Origin of the sequence: Comamonas thiooxydans, assembly GCF_002157685.2 — a bacterium.
GTDB lineage: Bacteria > Pseudomonadota > Gammaproteobacteria > Burkholderiales > Burkholderiaceae_C > Comamonas > Comamonas testosteroni_H.
The window spans coordinates 1,028,789-1,050,639 of the sequence record NZ_AP026738.1; the positions used below are offsets into that span (position 1 = coordinate 1,028,789).

14 protein-coding genes and 4 tRNA genes are annotated in these 21,851 nt (G+C 63.5%); 2 read left to right on the plus strand and 16 right to left on the minus strand.

The annotated features are described in order from the left end of the window. Positions 1-72: 72 nt before the first annotated feature. From CTR2_RS04710 to CTR2_RS04785, 16 genes are all read right to left on the minus strand, one after another. On the minus strand, positions 73-1,293 hold the full coding sequence (locus CTR2_RS04710; RefSeq protein WP_087084883.1) for a multidrug effflux MFS transporter: 1,221 nt from the start codon (positions 1,291-1,293) through the stop codon (positions 73-75). An 89-nt stretch (positions 1,294-1,382) separates the two neighbouring features. Next, the gene (gene bcsG, locus CTR2_RS04715; RefSeq protein WP_087084882.1) at positions 1,383-2,972 is read right to left on the minus strand and encodes a cellulose biosynthesis protein BcsG; all 1,590 of its coding nucleotides are present in this window, start codon (positions 2,970-2,972) and stop codon (positions 1,383-1,385) included. Beyond that, a complete protein-coding gene (bcsA, locus tag CTR2_RS04720; RefSeq protein WP_087084881.1) occupies positions 2,969-5,554 on the minus strand; it encodes a UDP-forming cellulose synthase catalytic subunit in 2,586 nt (861 codons plus the stop codon). The genes bcsG and bcsA overlap by 4 nt, the downstream gene beginning before the upstream one ends. Next, a complete protein-coding gene (gene bcsQ / locus CTR2_RS04725) occupies positions 5,551-6,318 on the minus strand; it encodes a cellulose biosynthesis protein BcsQ (protein WP_087084880.1) in 768 nt (255 codons plus the stop codon). The genes bcsA and bcsQ overlap by 4 nt, the downstream gene beginning before the upstream one ends. Before the next feature lie 5 nt (positions 6,319-6,323). Further along, positions 6,324-6,497 (minus strand): hypothetical protein, encoded by a 174-nt coding sequence (locus tag CTR2_RS04730; RefSeq protein WP_153260311.1) that lies wholly within the window; start codon positions 6,495-6,497, stop codon positions 6,324-6,326. A gap of 9 nt (positions 6,498-6,506) precedes the next feature. Beyond that, positions 6,507-8,192: a cellulose biosynthesis protein BcsE gene (gene bcsE / locus CTR2_RS04735; protein ID WP_176391740.1), complete on the minus strand. Its 1,686-nt coding sequence runs from the start codon at positions 8,190-8,192 to the stop codon at positions 6,507-6,509. Positions 8,193-8,208: 16 nt separating this feature from the next. Beyond that, on the minus strand, positions 8,209-11,808 hold the full coding sequence (locus CTR2_RS04740) for a cellulose synthase subunit BcsC-related outer membrane protein (RefSeq protein ID WP_176391739.1): 3,600 nt from the start codon (positions 11,806-11,808) through the stop codon (positions 8,209-8,211). Then, positions 11,805-12,965, minus strand: coding sequence for a cellulose synthase complex periplasmic endoglucanase BcsZ (gene bcsZ / locus CTR2_RS04745; RefSeq protein ID WP_087084877.1), 1,161 nt, complete (start codon positions 12,963-12,965; stop codon positions 11,805-11,807). The genes CTR2_RS04740 and bcsZ overlap by 4 nt, the downstream gene beginning before the upstream one ends. Then, entirely contained in the window at positions 12,958-15,270 is a 2,313-nt protein-coding gene (gene bcsB / locus CTR2_RS04750; protein ID WP_238707585.1) for a cellulose biosynthesis cyclic di-GMP-binding regulatory protein BcsB, read from the minus strand. The genes bcsZ and bcsB overlap by 8 nt, the downstream gene beginning before the upstream one ends. Positions 15,271-15,499: 229 nt before the next feature. Continuing rightward, a tRNA-Lys gene (locus CTR2_RS04755) sits at positions 15,500-15,575 on the minus strand. Positions 15,576-15,624: 49 nt separating this feature from the next. Beyond that, positions 15,625-15,700 (minus strand) — tRNA-Lys (locus tag CTR2_RS04760). A gap of 49 nt (positions 15,701-15,749) precedes the next feature. Then, positions 15,750-15,825, minus strand: a tRNA-Lys gene (locus CTR2_RS04765). 49 nt (positions 15,826-15,874) lie between these two features. Continuing rightward, positions 15,875-15,950 (minus strand) — tRNA-Lys (locus tag CTR2_RS04770). Between the two features lie 79 nt (positions 15,951-16,029). Continuing rightward, a complete protein-coding gene (locus tag CTR2_RS04775) occupies positions 16,030-16,908 on the minus strand; it encodes an NAD(P)-dependent oxidoreductase (RefSeq protein WP_087084876.1) in 879 nt (292 codons plus the stop codon). Between the two features lie 216 nt (positions 16,909-17,124). After that, positions 17,125-18,102, minus strand: a complete 978-nt coding sequence (locus CTR2_RS04780; protein WP_012837214.1) for a GMP reductase — start codon at positions 18,100-18,102, stop codon at positions 17,125-17,127. A gap of 199 nt (positions 18,103-18,301) precedes the next feature. Then, entirely contained in the window at positions 18,302-18,949 is a 648-nt protein-coding gene (locus CTR2_RS04785; protein ID WP_087084875.1) for a TetR/AcrR family transcriptional regulator, read from the minus strand. 106 nt (positions 18,950-19,055) lie between these two features. On the opposite strand from CTR2_RS04785, the gene CTR2_RS04790 reads away from it, so the two are divergent. Together CTR2_RS04790 and CTR2_RS04795 are read left to right on the plus strand one after the other, a co-directional pair. After that, complete coding sequence (locus tag CTR2_RS04790) at positions 19,056-20,552, plus strand: efflux transporter outer membrane subunit (protein ID WP_087084874.1); 1,497 nt, start codon at positions 19,056-19,058, stop codon at positions 20,550-20,552. Between the two features lie 121 nt (positions 20,553-20,673). Next, the gene (locus CTR2_RS04795) at positions 20,674-21,846 is read left to right on the plus strand and encodes an HlyD family efflux transporter periplasmic adaptor subunit (RefSeq protein WP_087084873.1); all 1,173 of its coding nucleotides are present in this window, start codon (positions 20,674-20,676) and stop codon (positions 21,844-21,846) included. Positions 21,847-21,851 lie beyond the last annotated feature (5 nt).

The window sequence follows — 21,851 nt, forward strand, 5'->3', positions numbered from 1 at the left end:
CATGTCATTCAAGGATTTCAGATGCTTTTCAATCTGAAGTCTATGAATGACGTTCAGTAGCAGCTTCTTTTCTTAATGCTCGGAGGCATGGCGGCCGATGTCCGGCCAGTGGTGGTGCAGATAGATCCAGGCGATCAGACCGATCAGCATCATCAGAATCGAGCCCATGGCCAGCAATGCGGCCGAATGCATGACCAGCGGCGCAATCACGCCAGCCACAAAGCCGTTGGCCACCGAGCCCACCACGGCCTGAAGCGAAGAGGCCAGGCCGCGCCGCGCAGGGTGGATGTCCAGCACCAGCAGCGTCACCACGGGCACCATCAGCGCCCAGCCGTAGGCGAACAGGCTGATGGGAATCAAGGCCCAGCTCACATGCGCGGGCCAGATCAGATTGGCCACCAGATTGATGATGGAGGTCACGCACATCACCAGAAAGCCGTGCCGGATCTGGCGCTTGGGCGGGATGCGTCCGGCCAGCCGGCCGCTGGTCCAGCTGCCGGCCATGATGCCGCCGATGGTGGCGATGAAGAACCAGAAGAACTGCGTGGGCTCCAGCTGCAGGATATCGCCCAGAAAAGCCGGCGCCGACAGCAGATAGAGAAACATGCCGTTGAACGGAATGCCGCTGGCCAGGGCCAGCAGCAGAAAGCGTGGGTCGGTCAGCAGAACGCCATAGCCTTGCATCAGTGGCTTGAAGCGAAAGGGCTGACGTTTTTCCGGGGGCAGAGACTCGGGCAGGAATTTGATGTTGATAGCCCAGAGCAGCACGCCAACCGCGGTCAGAAACCAGAACACCGACTGCCAGCCCAGGTGCACGAACAGCCAGCCACCAATCACCGGAGCGAGTGCGGGGGCGATGCCGAAGAAGATGGTGATCTGTGCCATCAGGCCCTGGGCCTGGGCGGGCGGAAAGATATCGCGCACGATGGCGCGCGAGACTACGATGCCGGCGCCCGTGGACAGGCCTTGCAGCGTGCGGAATATCACCAGCTGGGTGATATCGCGGGAAAGGGCACAGCCCGCAGAGGCCAGTGCAAAGGCTACCAGCCCCCAGAGAATCACAGGGCGGCGGCCGAAACTATCGGCCAGCGCGCCATGGAACAGGTTCATGAAGGCGAAGCCCAGCAGGTAGGCAGACAGCGTCTGCTGCATCTCTATGGGCGTGGCACCTAGTGCCTGGGCGATGCCGGAGAAGGCAGGGATATAGGTGTCTACGGAAAACGGCCCGAGCATGCCGAGGATGGCCAGGAGAACGGCCAGTGTCCAGCGTGGACCGCGCCAGAAATGTTGCATAGGAGATCAGTTGGAAGCCTGCGGCTACTGCGCCGCAGTGCTTCCGAGCATGCCACAACTGCGGCAGGCTTTGCTGTGCGCTGCGCCGCTCAGTTGGTGTAGGGGATCCAGGCGTCAGTGCCGGACTTGAGCAGATATTGTCCGCTGTCGTCATGCATGACGACGACATCCGCGTTTTCTGCAACGAAGCGCGTGCCCTGCAACTGAGCCACCCGGTTGGCCAGTGGCGTGGCTCCGGGGCGATAGGGGCTGTCCTGCATGAGGTTGTTGACCAGCGTGAAGAGGTCGAAGTAGCTGGTGGGCTTGTTCACGATCACAGGGCCGGTTTGGGCGGAGGGCTGACCGGCAGGGGCTGCTCCAGTCGCACCGGCTGGATGCGGCAGGCCGATGAGCTTGATGGCCGTGGGCACCAGGGTCACGCGCGGGCCGGGGATCTCGCGCATGCCAGAGATCTGCATCTTGTCACCCCGCAGCGAGGCGCCGTGCTCGGGCACAAGCATCAGCAGCACGGGGCGGCCGCTGGACTCAAGGAAGCTGATGAAGCGGTCCAGGTCAGACAGCAGCTGTGTGAGCCGTGGCTTGTAGGTTTGCAGGCTGTTGCGCGATGCAATGCCGGGCACCCGGTTGCCGTCGTGTAGCGTGATGGTGTTGTAGTACAGGGCCACGGGCTCGTTGCCGCGGCTTTGGCGTTCCTTCCACCACTGCGACAGCAGGGCCAGATCGCTGTAGACGGGAGAGCCGTCGAAACTCTGCATGGCTTCGGGTGCGCCCTGGTTCTTCTCCATCTTGCCTGCGAAGCCGCCGCGCTCCTGCAGCGACTGGGCAAAGCCGTCAAAGACGCCGTTATGGTTGAGCAGGGCACTGGTGTGGTAGCCGACCTGTTCCAGACTGGGGAAGACGTTGCAGGCTGCGTCCGTGCCCTCATAGAGGGCCTCGTGCGGCATCTGGCCGCAGCTGCCGTGCAGCACGCGCAACTGGGCCGGGCCGCTGTAACTGGCCGCACTGTTGAACTGGGTGAAGACGGCGTCGAAGCGCTGCAGCAGAGGTGTGTTGCGCATGCCTTCGAACTCCATGTCGTCCCAGGCCAGTGAGCACACATGCAGCAGCACGATATCGAAGGGCGGTGTGGTGCCCGAGGCGAAGTTCAGGCGGCGCTGGTGTTCACTGGCGTAGAAGTTGGCAAGCAAGGCATCGGGCGTGGCTGCGGGTGCGGCGGCACCGGGCTGGGCGCTGTCTTGGGTCTGGGCAAGCACGGGCTTGGCAGGTCCTTGTTGCAGGCGGGTGACAAGAGGAACGCTCAGAATGGCCAGCAGTGCAAACGTGGCAAAGCGGATGCGGCGCGCCAGCACGCTGTAGAGCGCCAGCAGAACGACAAAGCCCAGCAGGGCCTGCCAGGAGACGACGCGCTGCACCAGCTCGAGCATGTAGCTGGCACTGAAGCCGGCCAGCGCCGAGACCTGGGACAGCACGCGCGAGATGGGCGGGAAGTGCGTGTCGTAGTACAGCAGGGCGATGGCCGCGATCAGGCCCACGGCCAGGCGCAGGCTCTTCCATAGCCGTGATTGCAGTGGCCAGAACACAACGACGGCCAGCAGCAGGTTCAATAGCCAATGCAGGCTCAGGTAGCCGGCGTAGTGCAGGCCGACCTTGGCGAGAAAATAGAAACTCCAGTAGCTCATGGCGTGCTCTTAGAAGACGTGAGAAGGGACTGTCGGGCGCTGCGCATGTCCGCAACCAGGGAGCGCCAGAACTTGCGGTATCCATGCAGGCCCAGGATGCCGAGTTCGAACAGGCCCTGCAGGGGTTTGTCGGTGTCGTGTTCGTTGCTCCATTCGCGCCAGGCGGCGGGGCGCGCGAACGTGCATTGCACCAGCTGTATCTGTTGGGACTTGTTCAGTTCGCCGAACTCCAGCCCTATGGCACCGTTGGCATGGCAGGCGATGACGCGTGCGGGGAAGACGCATTCGCGCTGGTCGAACCACAGGCCGACATCCAGGTTGCTGTCAGGCGGCAGGATCAGGCCCGGCGCGGCCTGCAGGCCCAGACCGGACATGGAGAAGTCGGTGCAGTTGGTCTTGAGCACATGACCCGAAGGCAGGTACAGCGTGGCTGGCAGTTCGGATGCCACGCGGTGCATGCGGCGTACCTGCTTGGACTCGGTGGCCACGCCCAGCGCCGTGCCCAGCATGAAGATGCTGTAGGCCGTCCAGACCATATTGAGCAACACGGTCAGCGGCTCATCGGAGTTGGCGTAGACAAGGCGCCACACGCCCACAAGGAAGGCAGCAATGTTGAGCAGCACCAGTACCGTGTAGGGCCGGGAGATGGCCCAGTCGAAATAGCTGTGGGTGACAAGCCCGCCCTTGGCCGTGACGTTGAATTTTCCATGGCGTGGCGACAGCAGGGCCACCGTGGTGGGAAGGGCGATGTACCAGGCCAGTACGGTTTCATAGACCTCGGCCCAGAACGTGTGGCGGAACTTGCCCTGTACGTGGGCGTTGGCGATGTTGGTCTGCAATATATAGGGCAGCACATAGAGCATCAGCAACAAGGCATTGGTGTTGATGATGTGCAGCTCGAAGAACAGATAGGCCATGGGGGCCGTCAGGAACACCAGTCGCGGCAGGCCGAAGAAGAAGTGCAGCATGGCATTGGCATAGCAGATGCGCTGCCACAGGCTCAGACCGGCTTTGAGGAAGGGGTTGTCCAGCCGGAAGATCTGCGCCATGCCACGCGCCCAGCGGATGCGCTGGCCGATGTGGGCAGAGAGACTTTCGGTGGCCAGGCCCGCGGCCTGTGTTTCATTGATATAGGCCGTGTTGTAGCCCTTGCTGTGCAGCTTGAGCGCAGTGTGGGCATCTTCGGTCACCGTCTCCACGGCAATGCCCCCGACTTCCAGCAGGGGGCCGCGCCGCAGCACGGCGCAGGAGCCGCAGAAAAAGGTGGCGTTCCAGAAGTCGTTGCCGTCCTGAATGAGGCCGTAGAACAGCGCCCCTTCGTTGGGCACGCGGCGGAAGGTGCCCAGGTTGCGCTCGAAAGGGTCGGGCGAGAAGAAGTGATGCGGCGTCTGCAGCATGGCGCACAGCGGATCGCGCTGGAACCAGCCGCCGGCGGTCTTGAGGAAGCTGCGCGTGGGAATGTGGTCGCAGTCGAAGATGGCAACCAGATCGCCATGGGTCTGGGCCAGGGCATGGTTGAGGTTACCGGCCTTGGCGTGACGGTTATCCGTGCGGCTGATGTAGCCCACGCCCAGTTGGCTGGCGAAGTCGCGGAATTCCTCGCGACGGCCATCATCCAGAATGTAGACCTTGAGCTTGTCCTCGGGCCAGTCCAGCGCCATGGCGGCCAGCACCGTGGGTCGGACCACGCTCAGGGGCTCGTTGTAGGTGGGGATGAAGACATCCACTGTGGGCCAGCTCGAGGGTGATCCGGACAGCGGGGCGGGCTTGCGCTGCAGCGGCCAGGCCGTCTGTATGAAGCCCAGTATGACGATGAGCCAAGTGTAGGCCTCGGCGGCGAGCAGGCCGTAGCCCAGTGCCGCCTCCAGGGGGCTGTCGAACTGCAGCGTGTTGTTCATGCGCCACCAGGCATAGCGGCCCATGGCCATGAGGCTCAGTGTGGACAACGCCAGCGACGGGAAGCGCCCCGGCAGCTTGCGCAGGACCAGGGAGAGCAGCCAGATAATGATCAGGAAAAGCAGCTGCCCGGCCCAGCTCAGGGGCGTGGTCATGACAACGGCCGTGACGGCAGCGCCTGCGCCCAGCACCACCCACCGCATGCCAGGAATGGCGAACAGCGGGTGCAGCAGCGAGTCTGCCTGACGGCCGAAGGCGTCCGAATCGATGCGCGAGGCCACGCGTTCGGCGCTGCGCATGGCCATGCGTATGGGCCAGGACAGGATCAGCAGCAGGGGGCGCAGCAGCAGCCACACGCCGCTCCAGATCCAGGCCAGCGCCTGGAAAATGGGCAGCAGCACTGCGGTCAGCAGGTTTTCCAGTTGCATGCCGCCTTGGCGGCCTGAAGGGTTGGGGCGAAGGAACAGGGCCAGCAGCCATTGCTGCGGCGAGGCTCCGGAATCCAGTTGCAACTGGTGCGCCAGCCATTGCAGCGGGTCGGGCACCTGTGCGGAAGTCAGAGGCATCCAGGCCTGCGTGCGGCGGGGCAGTACGAACAGTCGCCTGGCCCACGAGGACCACTGCGCGGGCTGCTCGACTTGCAACTGATTGGCCAGCCAGAGGGCGCTGAAGTGCAGAGGATTCATAGCGGATCCTGGGGCAGGGGGGCGAGGCCTGACAACAGCCTGAAGGCCAGTCCCTGGAAATCGTGGGCGGACTGCGCTTCGGGCAGGCTTTGGTGTACGCACAGGCCTTGCGAGAGGGCTTCGCAGATGGCTTCGTCATCATGAACCAGATCCAGCAGCAGGGCCTCCCCCCATTGCTGGCGCAACTGCTCCAGCGCGGCCTGCTGGGTCGGGCGGCGCGGTGAATAGCGGTTCACGACCAGTTGCAGCCGCGTCTGGGGCGCCAGGCTTTGCTGCAGCGCCTGTATGGCCGCATGCGCCTGCAAGGTGCGCTCGGATGCGTCCAGCACCACGACCGCCAGGTCGGCAGTCTGCAGGGCTTGACGGCCCAGGGGTGAGCATGGAGAGGGTGCGTCCATGACTACGAGGGTGGAGGATGACAGGTCCAATGCCTGCAGGTTTTCGGACAGCCAGTTGGGATGGCTATGCCAGTGCGCCTGCAGGCGGCTGCATTCCTGGTCATTGAGGTAACCGCGCGGCAGGTATTGCAAGCCCGCAGAGTTGGCCATTGCAGCCAGGCCCCACCACTGTTGCTGCAGCAGCGCATTGCTCCAGCCCTGTGCGGCGCAGGAAGGCAGACCTAGGTAACGTCCCAGCATGTTGCCGGGGCTCAGGTCCAGGGCCAGGCAGTCGCTGCCGCGTTGCGCAGCCAGTACCGAAAAATGGGCGGCCAGAGTGGTACAGCCTGCGCCTCCGAGGGGGGAGATAAAGACAAGACGTTGCATGAGGCTTAGCCTTTTCCTGGAGGACGCGCCGATGGTCCTGGCTGGTAGGGCTGGAGATAGCGGGGCTTGCGCAGGCGGCCCAGCAGCTTGCTGCCGGATTCGATGCGTCCGAGCAGCCACAGTGCCACGGCGATGGCGATGCCAGCAGTGATACCGGTGAGGAACAGGAAAAAGGACATGGCGTATTCCTAGGCGCTGTGAGGCGGGGAAGGACGTCTGGGGATGGGGCTGTGGCCCATGACCGATGCGCTTGTGGCTGCACCTGTCGCTGGTGCGATACGGGGCAGGTTTGCAGATGGCTGCACGGAGTTGTGCATCTGTACGTCAATCGGGGGACGGGCAGTCGTGCCTGGCGTTGTCACTGCGGTGTAGTCGGGTAGCCCGGCCTCGGCGGCCGATTGCAGGCGACCCAGCATCTGCAGCATGCCTTCGTGGCTACTGTCTGAAGTCTGGGAACTGAACAACTGGGCCAAGGGCTGCAGGAAAAGACGGGGCAGGGCGGTGTCGATATCGGACTCCCCACAGGCGAACAGGAAGACGTAGATGGAATCATGGTCGGCGGTGATGAGGTCTCCGTCGCGTGAGGGGCGATAGGCTTCTATGGCCTGGATATGGGAGGCATGGCTTAGCAGCCGCAACTGGATCAGGCTATGACTCAGGCCCATGGGTTGCGTCTTGCGCAGCATGTTCAGGGTCAGGGTGCAGAAATACGCAGGTTGCTGATAGCCCCGTTCCGGAATGGGCAGAAAGGCGTCCAGGGCCTGCTCGTAGCTTTCGGGAACCTGGCGCGAGAAACGCTGGGACTGCAGTTCCCGCAGTCGCTGCAGCAACCGGGAAAAGCTCAGCTCGCGGTAGATGACGTCGTTGGCACCCAAGCGCAGCAGCGCCTGCTCGCTGTTCAGGCGTAGCTTGCCCACGGTTTCGCGGACCACGATCTTGAGCGCCTGCGGATGGCTGCATCGCAACTGGTGAACCATGCGAGCCAGGGCTTCGAATTCGACGCTGCTGCCGGCGTCCAGCAACACGGTTGCACCTATGGCTTGTTGCACGGCTTCGGGGATCAGTTCCCGGGTCTCGACCACATGCCAGGACGCAGGCGGCTGGCGCTGGTCCGCAACGGCGGCCTGAGTGGCATAAACATCCAGTTCGTCGGGCGCGTGTATGAGCTGTGCGGAGGCTCCCTGCATGACGACGCCGTTGGCGTGCAGGCGTTGGGCGGTATCGGCCCAGTCTGGCGCCTGCAGGCCCAGCCGGATGGCGAAGACGGCCCCCTGTGCGCTGTTCCAGCGCTCCAGGCTCAGAGCCAGCTCGTTGCCGTCCTGCTTCAGGAGGGCGTAGTACGGGAAGGCATGAGCAAAGCTGGTCAGCATGCCATGCACTTCGTCGCCCGGTGCTTCAAAGCACAGTATCACGGGCGCCTTGCGCTGGCTTGCCCATTGGTGGAGCTGGCCGGCCAGACGGTGGATACGCTCCAGGGAGGCGCCGGTGAACAGGGGTGAGGCGTCGAGCAGGCACAGCGCCTGCTGCGGTTTCAGGCCCGCGCGCTTGAGATCCTTGTGCAGGGCTGCAAAGCCGGCCTCCTGCAGCTGGCTTTGGGCGGTGCTTGGCAGTACCCAAGCGTCGGGACGGAGGGCTGTGTGATTGTCCGGCTGGGTGGCGAACAGACGGTCCAGCAGGGGCGCGTCAGGAGCCACCAGCATGGTGGGAAAATCCCGACACAGGTCCTGGACCAGATGCCGGCGCCAGTTCTCGAAAGCCGGGCCGGACGAGCCAGCGAGCGCGATCACGCCGCTGTGCGGCAGCTTTCCCATATCATCCGGCAGGCCGTCTACGCCCAGGTTGCCGGCGGCAAGAACGGGGCTGGTGTGGGCCATGGTCGTCTGTTGCATGTCAGAAGCTTGAGTAGGGCTGTACAGGGCGGGGGCGGTTCACGAGCGGTGCGGTTACCGGATCGAGCAGGAAGCGCGCATAGAGCATCAGGCTGGATGGCGCGTAGTAGGCCGATCTGTCCATTTCGAACTGCGCGCCCAGGGCCAGGTTGGAGGTGAGTTGGTGCTCGACGACCGCGCGCAGCGATCTGCCAAAGCCCGTGCTGCTGCCCCCCGTGTAAACGGCCGACCGCCCCAGCGCGTTTGCCTGAGCCTGCAGCCGTGGGTCGGTGGGGAAATAGTCCATGGCGTTGCTGGAGCTGCTGGAGAAGGAAACCGAGGCACGCAGCAGCCATGTCCACTTGCCTTCGCGGCCGCTCCATTCCAGTGGCAGGGCGATGGAGGCGTAGCGGTTGGGGCTGTAATAGCCGCCATGGCCCCAGCTGTATTCGGACAGGTCGCGTGCATAACCCCAGAAAGACAGGGCTGCGCCCAGGTTGACGAGCTGGTTGGGGGTGCGCCAGACATCGCGGTCCAAGGCCGCGCGCAGCTGCCAGCGGGTGTTGCTGCGCACGTTCTTGCCGGTCAGGGCCGCGTAGTTGCCACTGAGCGAGGCACCAAAGCCGCCCACATTGGTGGAGGCGCGTGCAGACACGCCTGTAGCGACTACCCCACCCCAGGTCTGGCCGGTGATGGGGTCATGGGCACCGCCATAGGCAAGAAGGCTGCCGGTCAGCGGGCGGCGCGACACCTCGAGCCGGTAGCCGACATCGCGCCAATCGCCGGTATGCGCAACGCCGCCGACCACGTTGGTGACAGGCATGCCGGCTCCGGTCGTACCTATATCCCATTGCCAGCGGTCGGCCTGGTAGCCGAAGCCCACGTTGAAGCCATCTGCCTTGGAGTGAGCTCCCGTGGTCGGATATCGGGCCGAGGGCCAGGCTGCTACCTGGCCGTAGCTCATCGCATCGCTGGCGTTTCTGGGCAGGGCGCCGGCATCGAGATGGACCTGGTCCACATGCAGGAAGTAGAGACCGTCATAGCCGCGCGGGAACCATGCCACGGCGGGGCGCTCCCAGCCGTGCAGGGAGGAGATGCCATCGGTGGACGACTTGCGCAGTCCGGTCTGACCAACTTCGACCCAGCTCTGGCGACGCCCTTCTATGGATGCAATGTCCGATTCGATCTTGGTCACGGAGCTGGGCTGGGGGGCAGCGGTACCGTCTGCAGGCAGGCTGCGGCGCTCGATGGCCAGTGCGTCCCGGTAGGAGGACAGGGCCTGGGCGTAGTGGCTTTCCGAACGCTCCAGGCGCGCGCTGTGCAGCAGTACCTCGGTGTCGTCGGGGTTACCGGCCTTCAGCGAGGCGAGCAGTGCCCTGGCCTCATCGGGCTGGCCGATCCGTTGCCACAGCCGTACCAGGGCGAGTTGGCGATAGGACTCCTGGCTGGCCGCACGCTGCTGGGCCCACTGTGCTTCCGCACGGGCGGCTTCTAGCTGGTACATGCGCGCGAGCGCATTGCCGCGGCCTATGTGCAGGTCGTAGCTGTCGGGCGAGTCCTTGAGTGCGATGTCGAACTGTTCGAGGGCTGCGGCGTTTTCATTGGCCGCGAGCATCAGGCGGGCGCGGGCTGCACTGCGCTGGGCCTGAGTGGTCTGGCCCTGATGCAGGGGCGAGGCTGCCAGCCGCTGTGCCTGCGCCAGGCGAGCCTGGCTTGTGGCCTGATCCACCTGCCGTTCGAGGTGGCTGGCCTGAATTCCCAACAGGTCCGCATCCTGATCGGCTGTCCAGTCCTTTCGTGCCAGCAGCTGCGCAAGCAGAGATTGCAGCCGGTTGTCCTCGGCCGCGCGGCCGAGCAACTGAGCCAGCCGCAATTGGTCAGCGGGGTCTGGGGCGGGGAGTCTGGCCATACGACGGTCAAAGACTGCTACGGCTTCCTGGGGCTGGTTCATGCGAAACCAGGCGTTGGAGACCGCGTATAGCAGGTCGCTGTCGTTGCCTGCTGCGCGCTCGGCGGCTTCGAGCCGCGCCTTGGCCTGCACAGGATCGCTTGAAGTCTGGGCAATGTAAGTATGGATTTGTGCACTGTTCAGCAGGCTGCGCATGGAGTCGCTGTACTGGGCTTCGGGGATTTTCCGCATGTCGGAGAGTGCGCCCTCGTCGTCATTGACGGCGCTGCGGATCAGGGCTCGCGCATAGCGCATGTCCGGCTCGGTAGGGGCGAGGTCTATGCCAGCGTTCATGACCTGCAGCGCCGATTCGGGTTGCTGCATGCGCAGATAGGTACGTGCCAGCCGGTGCCTGAGCCAGGGATCGGCAGGGGTAAGCTTCAGAGCCTGTTCCTGCAGGCCCAGCGCCTTGCTCAATTGGCCGGCCTCCAGCGCGGTATTGGCTTCGCGGTCGAGCAGACTGGCTTGCAAGGGCTGAAGGTCCTGGGCCAGGCTGGCCTGCTGCTGCGCGGTCTTTTCGAGCAACTGGCGTGCGCGCTCGGGCTGGCCCTGGGCTGCGTAGAGATCGGCCAGGGCCGTCAGGGCGGAGACATTGCCGGGATTGCGTTGCAGAGCCCGCTTGTAATAGGTTTCGGCGCCGGCCGCATCCTGGTCGCGGGCCTTGATCTCACCGGCCAGCATCAGCGCTTGCAAATTGTCGGGTTGCTGTTGCAGGGCCAGCTGCGACAACTGCTGTGCCGATGCCAGATCATCGACCTGCAGTGCGGCTTCGGCGGCGCGCAGATGGGCCCAGAACTGGGCCGTGGTGCGCAGGTCTTGCCATTTACTCTGATGGTCTATGGCGTAGGCCTGGTCCAGCAACGGTAGTGCTTCGGCATGGCGGCCCTGGCGCATGCGCAGCAAGCCCTTGTTGCCCAGTGCCTGAGCGTCGCGAGGCCTGCGTTGGAGCACTTGGTCGAAGCTGCGCTCGGCCAGTTCGAACTGTTCCTTGTCCAGTGCAGCCAGGCCGGTCCTGAGTGCAATGTCGGCAGGGTCGCGCACGGCCTGGGTTTGACGGAATGGAGCGCTGCCAGACGGGCGCTTTATTTTTTCGGGTGTCAGGGCCGCGTCTGCCGTGTTCGGTGCAGAGGGTTGCACCGCCACCTGCGCCGCAGGCTGTGCGTCGGGTGGAGGGCCTTCGCCAACGATCTGGTAGTACTCGCGCGCCAGGCTGCCGGTCTGTGGTGGGCCTGCAGGGAAAAGCTGACGGGCAATGGCGGCGGCCTCGGTCTTGCGTCCCGCACGGGCCATGAGCCGCATCTGGGCGAGTTGCTGCTTGCCTGGGCCGTAGGCATTGATCAATGCCGTGAGATCGCGCGTCGACTGGCTTGAGGGACTGGAGCTCTGCAGGCGGGCGAGGAGGCTTTGCGCCTCCTGGGTCTTGCCTTCCTGCAGCGCGATATCTCCCAGCGTGGCTAGGCCTTGAGGCGAGCGTGGGTTGATGGTCAGCAGCTTCTCTATTGACTGACGCGCCAGGTCTGCGCGCTGGCGGCTGTTCCACATCTGGGCTGTGCGCAGCAACTCGGCCTCCACGGCCTGGGTGGAGCCGGGCTGTGCCATGGAGGCGGTGCAGCACAGCAGGGTGGCCATTGCAATGACGCCCAGCGGCTGATACGTGCAAGAGAAAGGACTCATGGTTGGGTGATCCACCTGGGCTGAAACTCGCCGAGCCTGCCAAAACGGAATTGCTGCTGCATCCAGCCAAGCCCGAACAGGGCCAGGCATTGTTCATAGTAGGCCGTGGGCCGCAGGGGCTGATCCTGGATACGGGTCTGTTGGGCCTGCGCGGCCTCTTCGTCCCCCTGGGCGTGCAGAAAGGGCAGCATGGCGGCGCTGAAACCGCTGGGCGCCATGCCCATGCTTTCACCGCTCATGGGATCTATGCGCTCAGGTGGACGACCGGTGTCGCGCACCAGCCTGGCCATGGGGCGCAGTGCGGTCAGTACCTGGGCGCGTGCTGCAGCCTCGGGGTGCAGCATGCCAGCCCAGAGATAGACGCGGATGGCGTTATAGGCACCCATGGCCTTGTCTTTGTCCGTGTCTCTCAGAAAGCCCTGCTTTGTGTCGTATATCACCCAGTCGGGCGAGATACCCTTGGGAGCAGAGTCCACCGTGAGCCTGAGAGAGCTGGCACGCAGTGCCTTCCAGCGGGGCTGCCGGGGCAGGGCCTGGGCAAGGCAGTCCAGTACCTGCAGCGGCACGTAGCTGGGGTTGAGGCGCCATTGGCCCTCGCCGAGCTTGAAACCCTGGGGGCCGGGCAGTAGCGTAGGCCCCAGTCCAGGCAGGTCATCGGTTTCCTTGTCCAGCAGCAGGGCGCCCATGACCGAGGCCATCGCGCGGTAGCGCCGGTCATTCCATAGCCGTCCGGCCTCGGCCAGAAGGTAGACGATCCACAGATCGGCGTCGGAGGCTGCATTGGTGTCCAGAGGGCCCCAGCTGCCATCCGGTTTTTTGCCCCATAACCACGCGGGCAGAGCGGTGCTCAGGTCACCCGCGCACAGGTTGTTTTCCGTCCACTGCAGCAGCAACTCGAAGGTCGGGCGATCATTGGCCGCCAGCGCGAAGAACAGGGCGTAGGCTTGGCCCTCGGAATAGGTCTGGCCGCCCTTCTCATCGTCAGAGACGATGCGCCCGTCCTGGGTCATGAAACTGCGCTTGAACTCTTCCCACATCGGCCAGGGCGTCGTTGCAGCTTGCACAGGTCGTGTCGTCAGACAGGCCAGCGGCCCGGCCATGGTCAGGCTGGCTGCCGATAGCAGCCAGCTGCGGCGCTTGAGCTGCCGCTCAGGCATTGTTATTGCCCCCAAGGCGGCGTGCAGCCAGGGAGCGCAGCGCGCCGTAGACCAGGAAGGTGAGCAGCAGGCCCGTGACGATGCCTGCCAGAGCGAGTGCCACAGGGTGGCTGTGCAGATGGAACCACATACGTTGCCACCAGGGCAGGTCGCCCACGTAGTAGATGGGGTTCACCCGGAAGCTCTCCACCTGGTCGGCGCGCAGAAAGCTCAGGTCGCCACGCATGGCGCTGATCTTGCCTGAGTCGCTCAGACCCCGGTAGATCTGTGCCATGGCAATGTCGTCACTGGCGGTAAAGCCGACGACGCTGCGCCCCTTCTTCAATGGGGACTCGAAACTCACGATGGCGGCGAGCGGCCCTTTGCCTTCCAGCGTGGCCAAGCCGCTGCTGCCGGGATTGGGTGCATCCGAGGCATGTTGGAACAGTTCGCTGAGCGAGCTTACGGCTCGCTCCAGCAGGTGGGTGGTGCGCTTGCCTGCGACGATCAGGGCCGGAATGTCTTGCGACCACTTCTGCAGCAGGCCATCCTTGTCGCCCGCAGAGATCAGCAGAATGTCCGTATCGCGAGCCTTCTCGATCTGGTCTGCATTCATCAGGTTGAAACGTATGCCGGCCAGGCCCGTGGCTGCGCTCATGCGGGCCACAGCGGTCAGATAGGCCTCGGCATCGGCTGCAGTGGGGTGACTGGGCAGGACGATGGAGGTTTGACTCAGATCGGCATATTTGGTGAAGGGGTAACCGCTGTTGGCGTAGGCCGCAAGATTGGGCATGGGCAGGTAGTGCCTGAAGCCCCGCAGATCGATGCTGGACTCGGGGTCTATGGCTGCGCGCAGCTCCGTTGGCTGGGTGGAGCGGCACTGGCCAAGATCAGTGGCAGGCAGCTGAAAGCCCAACTGCAGCTGGTTGTCTCCGCCAACGAGGAAGGAGGGGATGCGAAAGTCCGAGCTGGCCTGAGTGCTTCCGTCCTCGAACAGAGGCAGCATGATGGTGCTTTTGCCACTCCTGTCGTCATCCGCGGCACGCAGCGGATAAGCCTTGATGAACTGGTTGTTGATGGAGAGGCTGAGCGAACCGTGCTGTGATAACGAGTTCGGGGTGTACCGATAGTTCAGCTGCAGCGGAACGCCGCGGGCATTCCAGGAAAATAGGTCCGGCGCCATGCGCGCAGGGATGTTGATCGTGTTGTTGAGCGCATAGCCATGCAGTTGCAGGTCCGATGGATTGTTCACCAGCTCGGACAGCAGCACGGGGCGCTTGGTGGTCAGCCAGCGTGGCGCGTCGTAGGCTTTGCGCTTTTCGGGGTATTCCAGCTTGGTCACCTGCATGCTGCTGCCGCTCAGCGCGGCTTTGCCCAATGCCAGGGCGTCGGCAGCCTGCTGTAACTGGGCATTGTCCTTGCCCTGTACCACGAGCAGCTTGATGGCTGGATGCTCGGGGTGGGACATCATGGTCAGCGTGGGCTGGGTGACGGGTGGCTGTTCCTTGAGGAAGTCTGGGCGGTGGTCGTTGGTGGCAAAGACCACTGAGTTACGCTCGGGCAGCTGGTTTTCGAAAAGCGGGAAGCGGTTGCCCCGGTAGCCCGACAGCATGCCTAGCCAGCTGGCCACCGAGCCTGCGGCCTTGAGCTGACCCATATCCTTGGCATCGGCAAAGACGAAGGGGACGTTGACAATCTGGTTGTCGCGCGAATCGAAGAAAGGGGCGGGTAGAAGCTCCAGGGAATCGCTCAGCGGCAACTGGCGCAGCGTCAGATCAAGTTGGCTGTCGTTGCTGATGGATGCCCACAAGCTGGTGTGGTTTGGCATCTCGCAGTCCATCGTGTAGTGGCCGACGAACTGAAAGCGCAACCGGTTGTAATCCGTGAACAGGCGCGGATCAATGGGGATTTCCAGCTTTTGTGGGACTCCCAGCTGCTCCTTGGGCAAGGAGATAGTCTGCAGCAACTCCTCGTTGAGCAGTAGTTTGATGTGTGACAGCGACGGAATCAGGGATGGGGACAGTGTAAAGGTCAGGCGCAGAAGGGCGGATTCGACCAGTTCGTCACGACGCACGCTGATGCTGACGCTGCCTTCGCTTTCCACGCCTCGCAGCATCATGGAGCTGCCCTGACCCAATTGCTGGAAGGTTGGAGTGAGTTCGCGACGCGGGAGCCCTGCAAGCGGGTTGGCTGCCAGTGCGGCGGCTGTGGGGGCGCTGGGTGGTTGTTCCTGCGCAAAGCCACAGACGGCGGGAGTCAGCAGAGTCAGTCCGATGGCGGCAAGAGCCCAATGAGGAATGTTGGATTTATTCGGAATTGGGGACACTTTTGCTCCTCAAACTGATTTGTTGGCTGGATGGGCAGATACACCAAGTCATGCTTGCATCGATATTTTGGTATGCGCTGGTAATAGTTTTTTATTAATGTTGAAGAATTGACATTGTTTTAATCAATGAAAATCATGAAATAGGGCGGCGATTGGAGTAGGGGAAGGGTAAATCAAAAAAACAAAAACAAAAAACCCGCTGTTCTTGCGAACAGCGGGTTGCTGATTTTGGTGGGCCCTGAGTGATTCGAACACTCGACCAACGGATTAAGAGTCCGCTGCTCTACCAACTGAGCTAAGAGCCCGCCGGATAAACCGGAGGATCAATCTGAAGAATCAGACTGAAGAAATTTTTGGTGGGCCCTGAGTGATTCGAACACTCGACCAACGGATTAAGAGTCCGCTGCTCTACCAACTGAGCTAAGAGCCCGCCGGATAAACCGGAGGATCAATCTGAAGAATCAGACTGAAGAAATTTTTGGTGGGCCCTGAGTGATTCGAACACTCGACCAACGGATTAAGAGTCCGCTGCTCTACCAACTGAGCTAAGAGCCCGCCGGAGTAAATCCGGAGGATCAATCTGAAGAATCAGACTGAAGAAATTTGGTGGGCCCTGAGTGATTCGAACACTCGACCAACGGATTAAGAGTCCGCTGCTCTACCAGCTGAGCTAAGAGCCCCACGCGATGCCTGCGCTGCAAGCAAGACCGCAATTATGCGCTAATTTTGGATGGCTTGCAGGAAAACCCGCAGGTTTTTTTAATCCAGTGCGTTGCGGCGTTGCAATTCGACGAACAGGCCCGCCTGGTCCAGGTCGCCCAGGCCGTTTTTCACGCCCTCGGCATAGAGCTGCTCCAGCAGGCCGGTGATGGGCGCGTCAAAGCCGATTTCCTCGGCCGTGGCGATGGCATTGCGCATGTCCTTGAGCTGCACCGTCATGCGCCCGCGCGGTGCAAAGTCGTGCTTGACCATGCGTTCGCCATGCACTTGCAGAATGCGGCTGTCGGCAAAGCCGCCGGAGATGGCTTCGCGCACCTTGGCAGGGTCGGCGCCGCCGCGTTCGGCCAGCAGCAGGGCTTCGGCCACGGCACCGATGGTGATGCCCACGATCATCTGGTTGGCCAGCTTCGCCAACTGGCCTGCGCCATGCGGGCCCACATGGGTGGCACGGCCCAGCGCCGCAAAAAGGGGCAGGGCTTGTTCGAAATCCGCAGCCTCGCCACCGGCCATGATGGCCAGCGTGCCGGCTTCCGCACCCAACGTGCCGCCTGAGACGGGGGCATCCAGATGCCGCACGCCCAGCGCGGCAAGCTTGCCGGCATGTTCACGCGCTTCGCGTGGCTGGATGGAGGCCATGTCGATGAACAGCGAGCCCTTGGGCAGGGCATCGGCCACGCCCAGCTCGAACAGCACCTCGCCCACGATGGCGCCGCTCTCCAGCAGGCTCACGGCAAAGTCCACGCCGCGTACGGCATCCGCCGCGCTGTCGTGGATGTTCACGCCATCGGCAGCCAGCGGCTCGGCCTTAGCGCGGGTACGGTTCCAGGCGTGGACCTCGTGGCCGGCCTGAGCTAGGCGGCGGGCCATGGGCAGGCCCATCATGCCCGTGCCCAGAACTGCGATCTTCAATGTGTTCATGGCGTTGTTTCCCTGGAGTTTCGGAACGTCAACACGTTCTTGTGAATGACGACATGCTAAGCCCTGAAGCAGCCCGCAATCGCGGTCATGACCACAGATCAGTTGTGCGCGCAGGATGCGGAAAATGAAAAGCCGAAAACAGCAAGGGCAGCCTGAGCTGCCCTTGATGTTTTTTTTGGAGGTTCACCTTCGCGCTGGTGAGTCGCGCTTTACGGCCTACATCAGCAGATGCTCGCCGGCGTTGTCGCCGCCGAGGATGACGTAGTTGACCTTGCGGATGTCCATGAGCTTGGTGCCGCCTGCGTAGCTGATGGAGGACTGCACGTCCTGCTGCATCTCGACCAGCGTGTTCATCAGCGGGCCCTTGACGGGCTCCAGAATGCGCTTACCTTCCACATGCTTGTACTCGCCCTTGTTGAAGTCTGAGGCCGAGCCGTAGTATTCCTTGAACAACTGGCCGTCCACTTCCACGGTCTTGCCGGGCGACTCTTCATGGCCCGCAAACAGGGAGCCGATCATCACCATGGTGGCACCGAAACGGATGCTCTTGGCGATGTCGCCGTGGCTGCGGATACCGCCGTCGGCAATGATGGGCTTGGTTGCCACGCGGGCGCACCACTTGAGCGCCGACAGCTGCCAGCCGCCCGTGCCGAAGCCGGTTTTGAGCTTGGTGATGCAAACCTTGCCGGGGCCCACGCCGACCTTGGTGGCGTCGGCTCCCCAGTTTTCCAGGTCAATCACTGCCTCGGGCGTGGCGACGTTGCCGGCAATCACAAAGGCCGCAGGGATCTTGGCCTTGATGTAGGCAATCATGTTCTTCACGCTCTCGGCATGGCCGTGGGCAATGTCGATGGTGATGTATTCGGGGCAGATGCCGTCGGCCACGAAACGGTCCACCGTTTCGTAGTCCGGCTGCTTGACGCCCAGAGAGATGGAGGCAAACAGTCCCTTGGACTGCATGTCCTTGGTGAAGGCCACGTTGTCGATGTCAAAACGGTGCATCACATAGAAGAAACCGTTTTGTGCCAGATAAGTGCAGATCTTCTCGTCCACCACCGTCTTCATGTTGGCGGGCACCACAGGCAGCTTGAAGCTGCGGTTGCCCAGCACCACGCTGGTGTCACATTCCGAACGGCTTTCCACGCGGCACATGCGGGGCAGCAGAAGAATGTTGTCGTAGTCGAAGATTTCCATGGTTCCAAGCTCCGGAAAAGGTCACGGCGGGAATCTCACCCACCTCAATTTTCAAGGATAGGCGCTTGGCTTGGAGCCCGGTTTTCGGCAGTGCCGGCATGCAGCAGGCAAAAAAAACCGGACCTCAAAAAACTTGGGCCCGGTGATTGATTCTATACGGCGATGGCGCAAATCGTATGTTCCGACATCGTTATGATGGTTATAAGGATTTTCTTATAGAGTCGCTTTTGCCCTGTGTGTCACCCGGTGTGCCATAGGCCCGCATGAAGGCATCCACGGCGCGCTCGGTGCACAGGGCAATCTCCTGCGCAGTAGGGGCGGGCAGGTGCTGGAACATGAAGCGCGGCAGCAGCTCGGCTTCCAGCAGCGCCAGCAGATGATGGCGCATGACCTCGGTGTCGGCATTGCGCAGCAGCCGGCGCTCGATACCCTGCTGCAAAAAGGCGTTGATGGCGGCATTGCCGCGCGCCGGCCCCATGTCCCAGCAGCGCTGGCCGATATTGGCGCGACCGCCTTCGGAGACCAGCAGGCGGCGCACGGCCATCACCTCCGGCGAGTACAGCAAGCCCAGGAAACGCTGGCCGAAGTTGCGCAGCGTCTGCGCCGCATCGTCATTGCCGGCCTGCAGCGCCAGCATGGTGTTCTGGAAGTCGGCCTCGGAGGCCTGGAACATCACCTCCAGAAACAGCGCTTCCTTGGACGGAAAGTAGTTGTAGAGCGTGGCCTTGGAGCCGCCCAGCCTGGTGCAGATCTCGGACATGGAAGTGCGCTCAAAGCCCAGTTCGCCAAAGGTGGCTGCTGCAACGTCAATGATGGCCTGTCGCTTTTCTTCCGTTTTGGTGCGCATGGGGCGAAATGTCCTGGGGCGGTGGTGATGTCTTTCAGTGTAGCGCTTGCGATCTCGAATGCTGGAAACATATACTGTACCGTACAGTTCATTATCAAAGTATTTCATGACTCAATGCATAGCCGCCGCGCCGCAGAGGATTCGGCGCGGGCGCCATGGCTGGTGGGTTCTGGGTTTGCCGGCGGTTCTGGCAGCCTGCGCCCAGATTCCCGAATGGGAGGGCAAGGCCGTATTGGCGCAGCCCGTGCCCGAGACTCTGCAGGCTGCAAACCATGCCCCGCCAATGGACTGGCCCACCGAGCAATGGTGGCAGCGCTATGGCGATGCACAGCTCGATCAGCTGATCGACCAGGCCCTGGAGGGCGCTCCCGATATGGCGGTGGCCGCCGCCCGCGTGCAGCAGGCCAGGGCCATGCTGGGTGTGAGCGAAGCGGCCTCCGCGCCGCAGCTTTCCACCCGCGTCTCGGTCAGCGAGGACAAGCTCAGCTACAACCATCTGACGCCAGAGGCCTTCGCGCCGCGCGGTATGAATGACTATGGCCGCGCGACACTGGACCTTAACTGGTCGCTGGACCTGTGGGGCAAGCAGCGTGCCGCCGTGGCCGCCGCTGCCGGCGAGCTGGCAGCGCGCGAGGCCGATGCAGCCCAGGCGCGTCTCGTGCTGTCCAGCAATGTGGCCCTGGCCTATGCGCAGCTGCTGCGTCTGGCCGCCAATGCGCAGACGCTGGAGCAATCCGTGAAGGTCCGCCGGACCACGGCCGAGCTGTTTGATCAGCGCTATGCCAACGGACTGGAAAACCAGGGCAGCGTGCACAGCGCCAGGGCGCGTCTGGCAGCCGCGCAGGCCGAGCTGGCTCAGATGCAGGAACAGGTCTCTTTGCAGCGCAACAGCATTGCTGCGCTGATCGGAGCCGCTCCCGATCGTGGTGCGGCCATCGCGCTGGATGCCGGGCGCCTGCAATCACCGTGGCAGCAGCAATGGGCCTTGCCGCAGCAGTTGCCAGCGCACCTGCTGGGCCGTCGCCCCGATGTGGTGGCCGCCCGTCTGCAGGCACAGGCGCTGGAGTCGCGCGTGGCGTCGCAGCAGGCCGAGTTCTATCCCGATGTGAATCTCAGCGCCTTTGTCGGCGTGCAGTCGCTGGGCCTGGATATGCTGACCCGAAGCGGCTCCAGCATCGCCAGCGTGGGGCCGGCCATCAGCCTGCCGATCTTCAATGGCGGCCGCTTGCGCTCGCAACTGGGGGCCGCACGTGCCCGTTATGACGAGGCCGTGGCCCAGTACCGCAGCACGCTCAACCGGGCCTTGCAGGAGGTGGCGGACAACGCCGTCAGCCAGCTAGCGCTGCAGCAGCAGCTGACGGCCATGCAGCAGGCCGTGACGGCCGCGACCGAGGCGCATCGTGTGGCGCGCAACCGCTATGAGGGCGGGCTGGCGCGCTATCTCGATGTGCTGTCGGCGGAAGACCAGCTGCTGGCCAGCGTGCGCCAGCTGGTCGACGTGCAGTCGCGCGCCCTGACGCTCGATATCGGTCTGCATCGCGCACTGGGCGGCGGCTGGAGCGAGTCCGCCGGCGCCCCTGATGCGGCTGCGCCAAAGGCCTGAGCCGCTTTCCTGAACTGAATGACTTACGCAAAACGGGTTCCGGCAAGACGACTGCCGCAGGCGGCAGGCCGTGATTGCATTCCTGTTTGCGTAGGTCCCATGAATATTTCCAAGGTTTTGTATGACTGAAAACGCTTCTTCCGTGAGCGCGAATCCTGCCGTGCGCGAACAGCGCCGCAACCGGCTGCTGGCCGGGCTGGCAGGCGTGGTGCTGCTTGCCGGTGCGGCTGCCGGCGCCTATTGGTGGCTGCATGCCTCCCACTTCGTCTCCACCGACAACGCCTATGCAGCGGCCGAGGTGGCGCAGGTCACGCCATCCATTGGCGGCACGGTGCTGGAGGTGCTGGTCAGGGACACCCAGGCCGTCAAGCAAGGCGATGTGCTGGTGCGCATCGATCCCACGGACGCCCGGCTGGCACTGGCCCAGGCCGAGGCCGAGCTGGCCCGCGCCACGCGCCGCGTCAAGGGCTACGTGGCCAATGATGGCGGCCTCAAGGCCCAGGTGACGGCCCGCGAGGCCGATGAAAAGCGCGCGGCCGCGCAACTGCTGGCGGCCGAGGCCGATATGGCGCGTGCCACCATCGACCTGCAGCGTCGCCAGGCCCTGGCCAAGAGCGGTTCGGTCTCGGGCGAGGAGCTGACGCAGGCGCAGAACGCGTTTGCCGCAGCCAAGGCGCAGCTGGCATCGGCCGTGGCCGCACAGGCCCAGGCCAGGGCCAACCGCGAAGCGGCCGTGGGCGCCAAGCAGGTCAACGCCGCGCTGATCGAGGGCGCGGATGCCCAGACCAATCCCGAGGTGCAGCTGGCGCAGGCGCGCCGCGATCAGGCCCAGGTCGATCTGGATCGCAGCACGGTGCGCGCTCCCGTCGATGGCGTGGTGGCCAAGCGCAGCGTGCAGGTCGGGCAGCGCGTGCAGGCCGGCGCGCCCCTGATGACGGTGGTGCCGGTGCAGCGGATCTATGTGGATGCCAACTTCAAGGAGGGCCAGCTGGGCAGGGTACGCGTGGGCCAACGCGTGCAGCTGCAGTCCGATCTGTACGGCAGCGATGTGAAGTACAGCGGGACTGTGGTGGGCTTCAGCGGCGGCTCCGGCTCGGCGTTTGCGGCCATTCCCGCGCAGAACGCCACGGGCAACTGGATCAAGGTGGTTCAGCGCCTGCCCGTGCGCATTCAGCTGGACGCCGCCGAGCTGGCCCGCAACCCGCTGCGCGTGGGCCTGTCCATGCATGTGACGGTGGACACCCGCAGCGGCCCTGCCGACGCAGCCGGCGTGGCGACCACGGCCGCGCAGTGAGTGCC

Excerpts from the sequence above, each read along its gene's own strand:
- bcsG (WP_087084882.1), bottom strand. The coding sequence starts at position 2,972 with ATGAGCTACTGGAGTTTCTATTTTCTCGCCAAGGTCGGCCTGCACTAC.
- bcsZ (WP_087084877.1), bottom strand. The coding sequence starts at position 12,965 with ATGCCTGAGCGGCAGCTCAAGCGCCGCAGCTGGCTGCTATCGGCAGCC.
- CTR2_RS04795 (WP_087084873.1), top strand. The coding sequence starts at position 20,674 with ATGACTGAAAACGCTTCTTCCGTGAGCGCGAATCCTGCCGTGCGCGAA.
- bcsQ (WP_087084880.1), bottom strand. The coding sequence starts at position 6,318 with ATGCAACGTCTTGTCTTTATCTCCCCCCTCGGAGGCGCAGGCTGTACC.
- CTR2_RS04740 (WP_176391739.1), bottom strand. The coding sequence starts at position 11,808 with ATGAGTCCTTTCTCTTGCACGTATCAGCCGCTGGGCGTCATTGCAATG.
- CTR2_RS04790 (WP_087084874.1), top strand. The coding sequence starts at position 19,056 with ATGACTCAATGCATAGCCGCCGCGCCGCAGAGGATTCGGCGCGGGCGC.
- bcsA (WP_087084881.1), bottom strand. The coding sequence starts at position 5,554 with ATGAATCCTCTGCACTTCAGCGCCCTCTGGCTGGCCAATCAGTTGCAA.
- CTR2_RS04785 (WP_087084875.1), bottom strand. The coding sequence starts at position 18,949 with ATGCGCACCAAAACGGAAGAAAAGCGACAGGCCATCATTGACGTTGCA.
- CTR2_RS04730 (WP_153260311.1), bottom strand. The coding sequence starts at position 6,497 with ATGTCCTTTTTCCTGTTCCTCACCGGTATCACTGCTGGCATCGCCATC.
- CTR2_RS04710 (WP_087084883.1), bottom strand. The coding sequence starts at position 1,293 with ATGCAACATTTCTGGCGCGGTCCACGCTGGACACTGGCCGTTCTCCTG.
- bcsE (WP_176391740.1), bottom strand. The coding sequence starts at position 8,192 with ATGGCCCACACCAGCCCCGTTCTTGCCGCCGGCAACCTGGGCGTAGAC.
- CTR2_RS04780 (WP_012837214.1), bottom strand. The coding sequence starts at position 18,102 with ATGGAAATCTTCGACTACGACAACATTCTTCTGCTGCCCCGCATGTGC.
- CTR2_RS04775 (WP_087084876.1), bottom strand. The coding sequence starts at position 16,908 with ATGAACACATTGAAGATCGCAGTTCTGGGCACGGGCATGATGGGCCTG.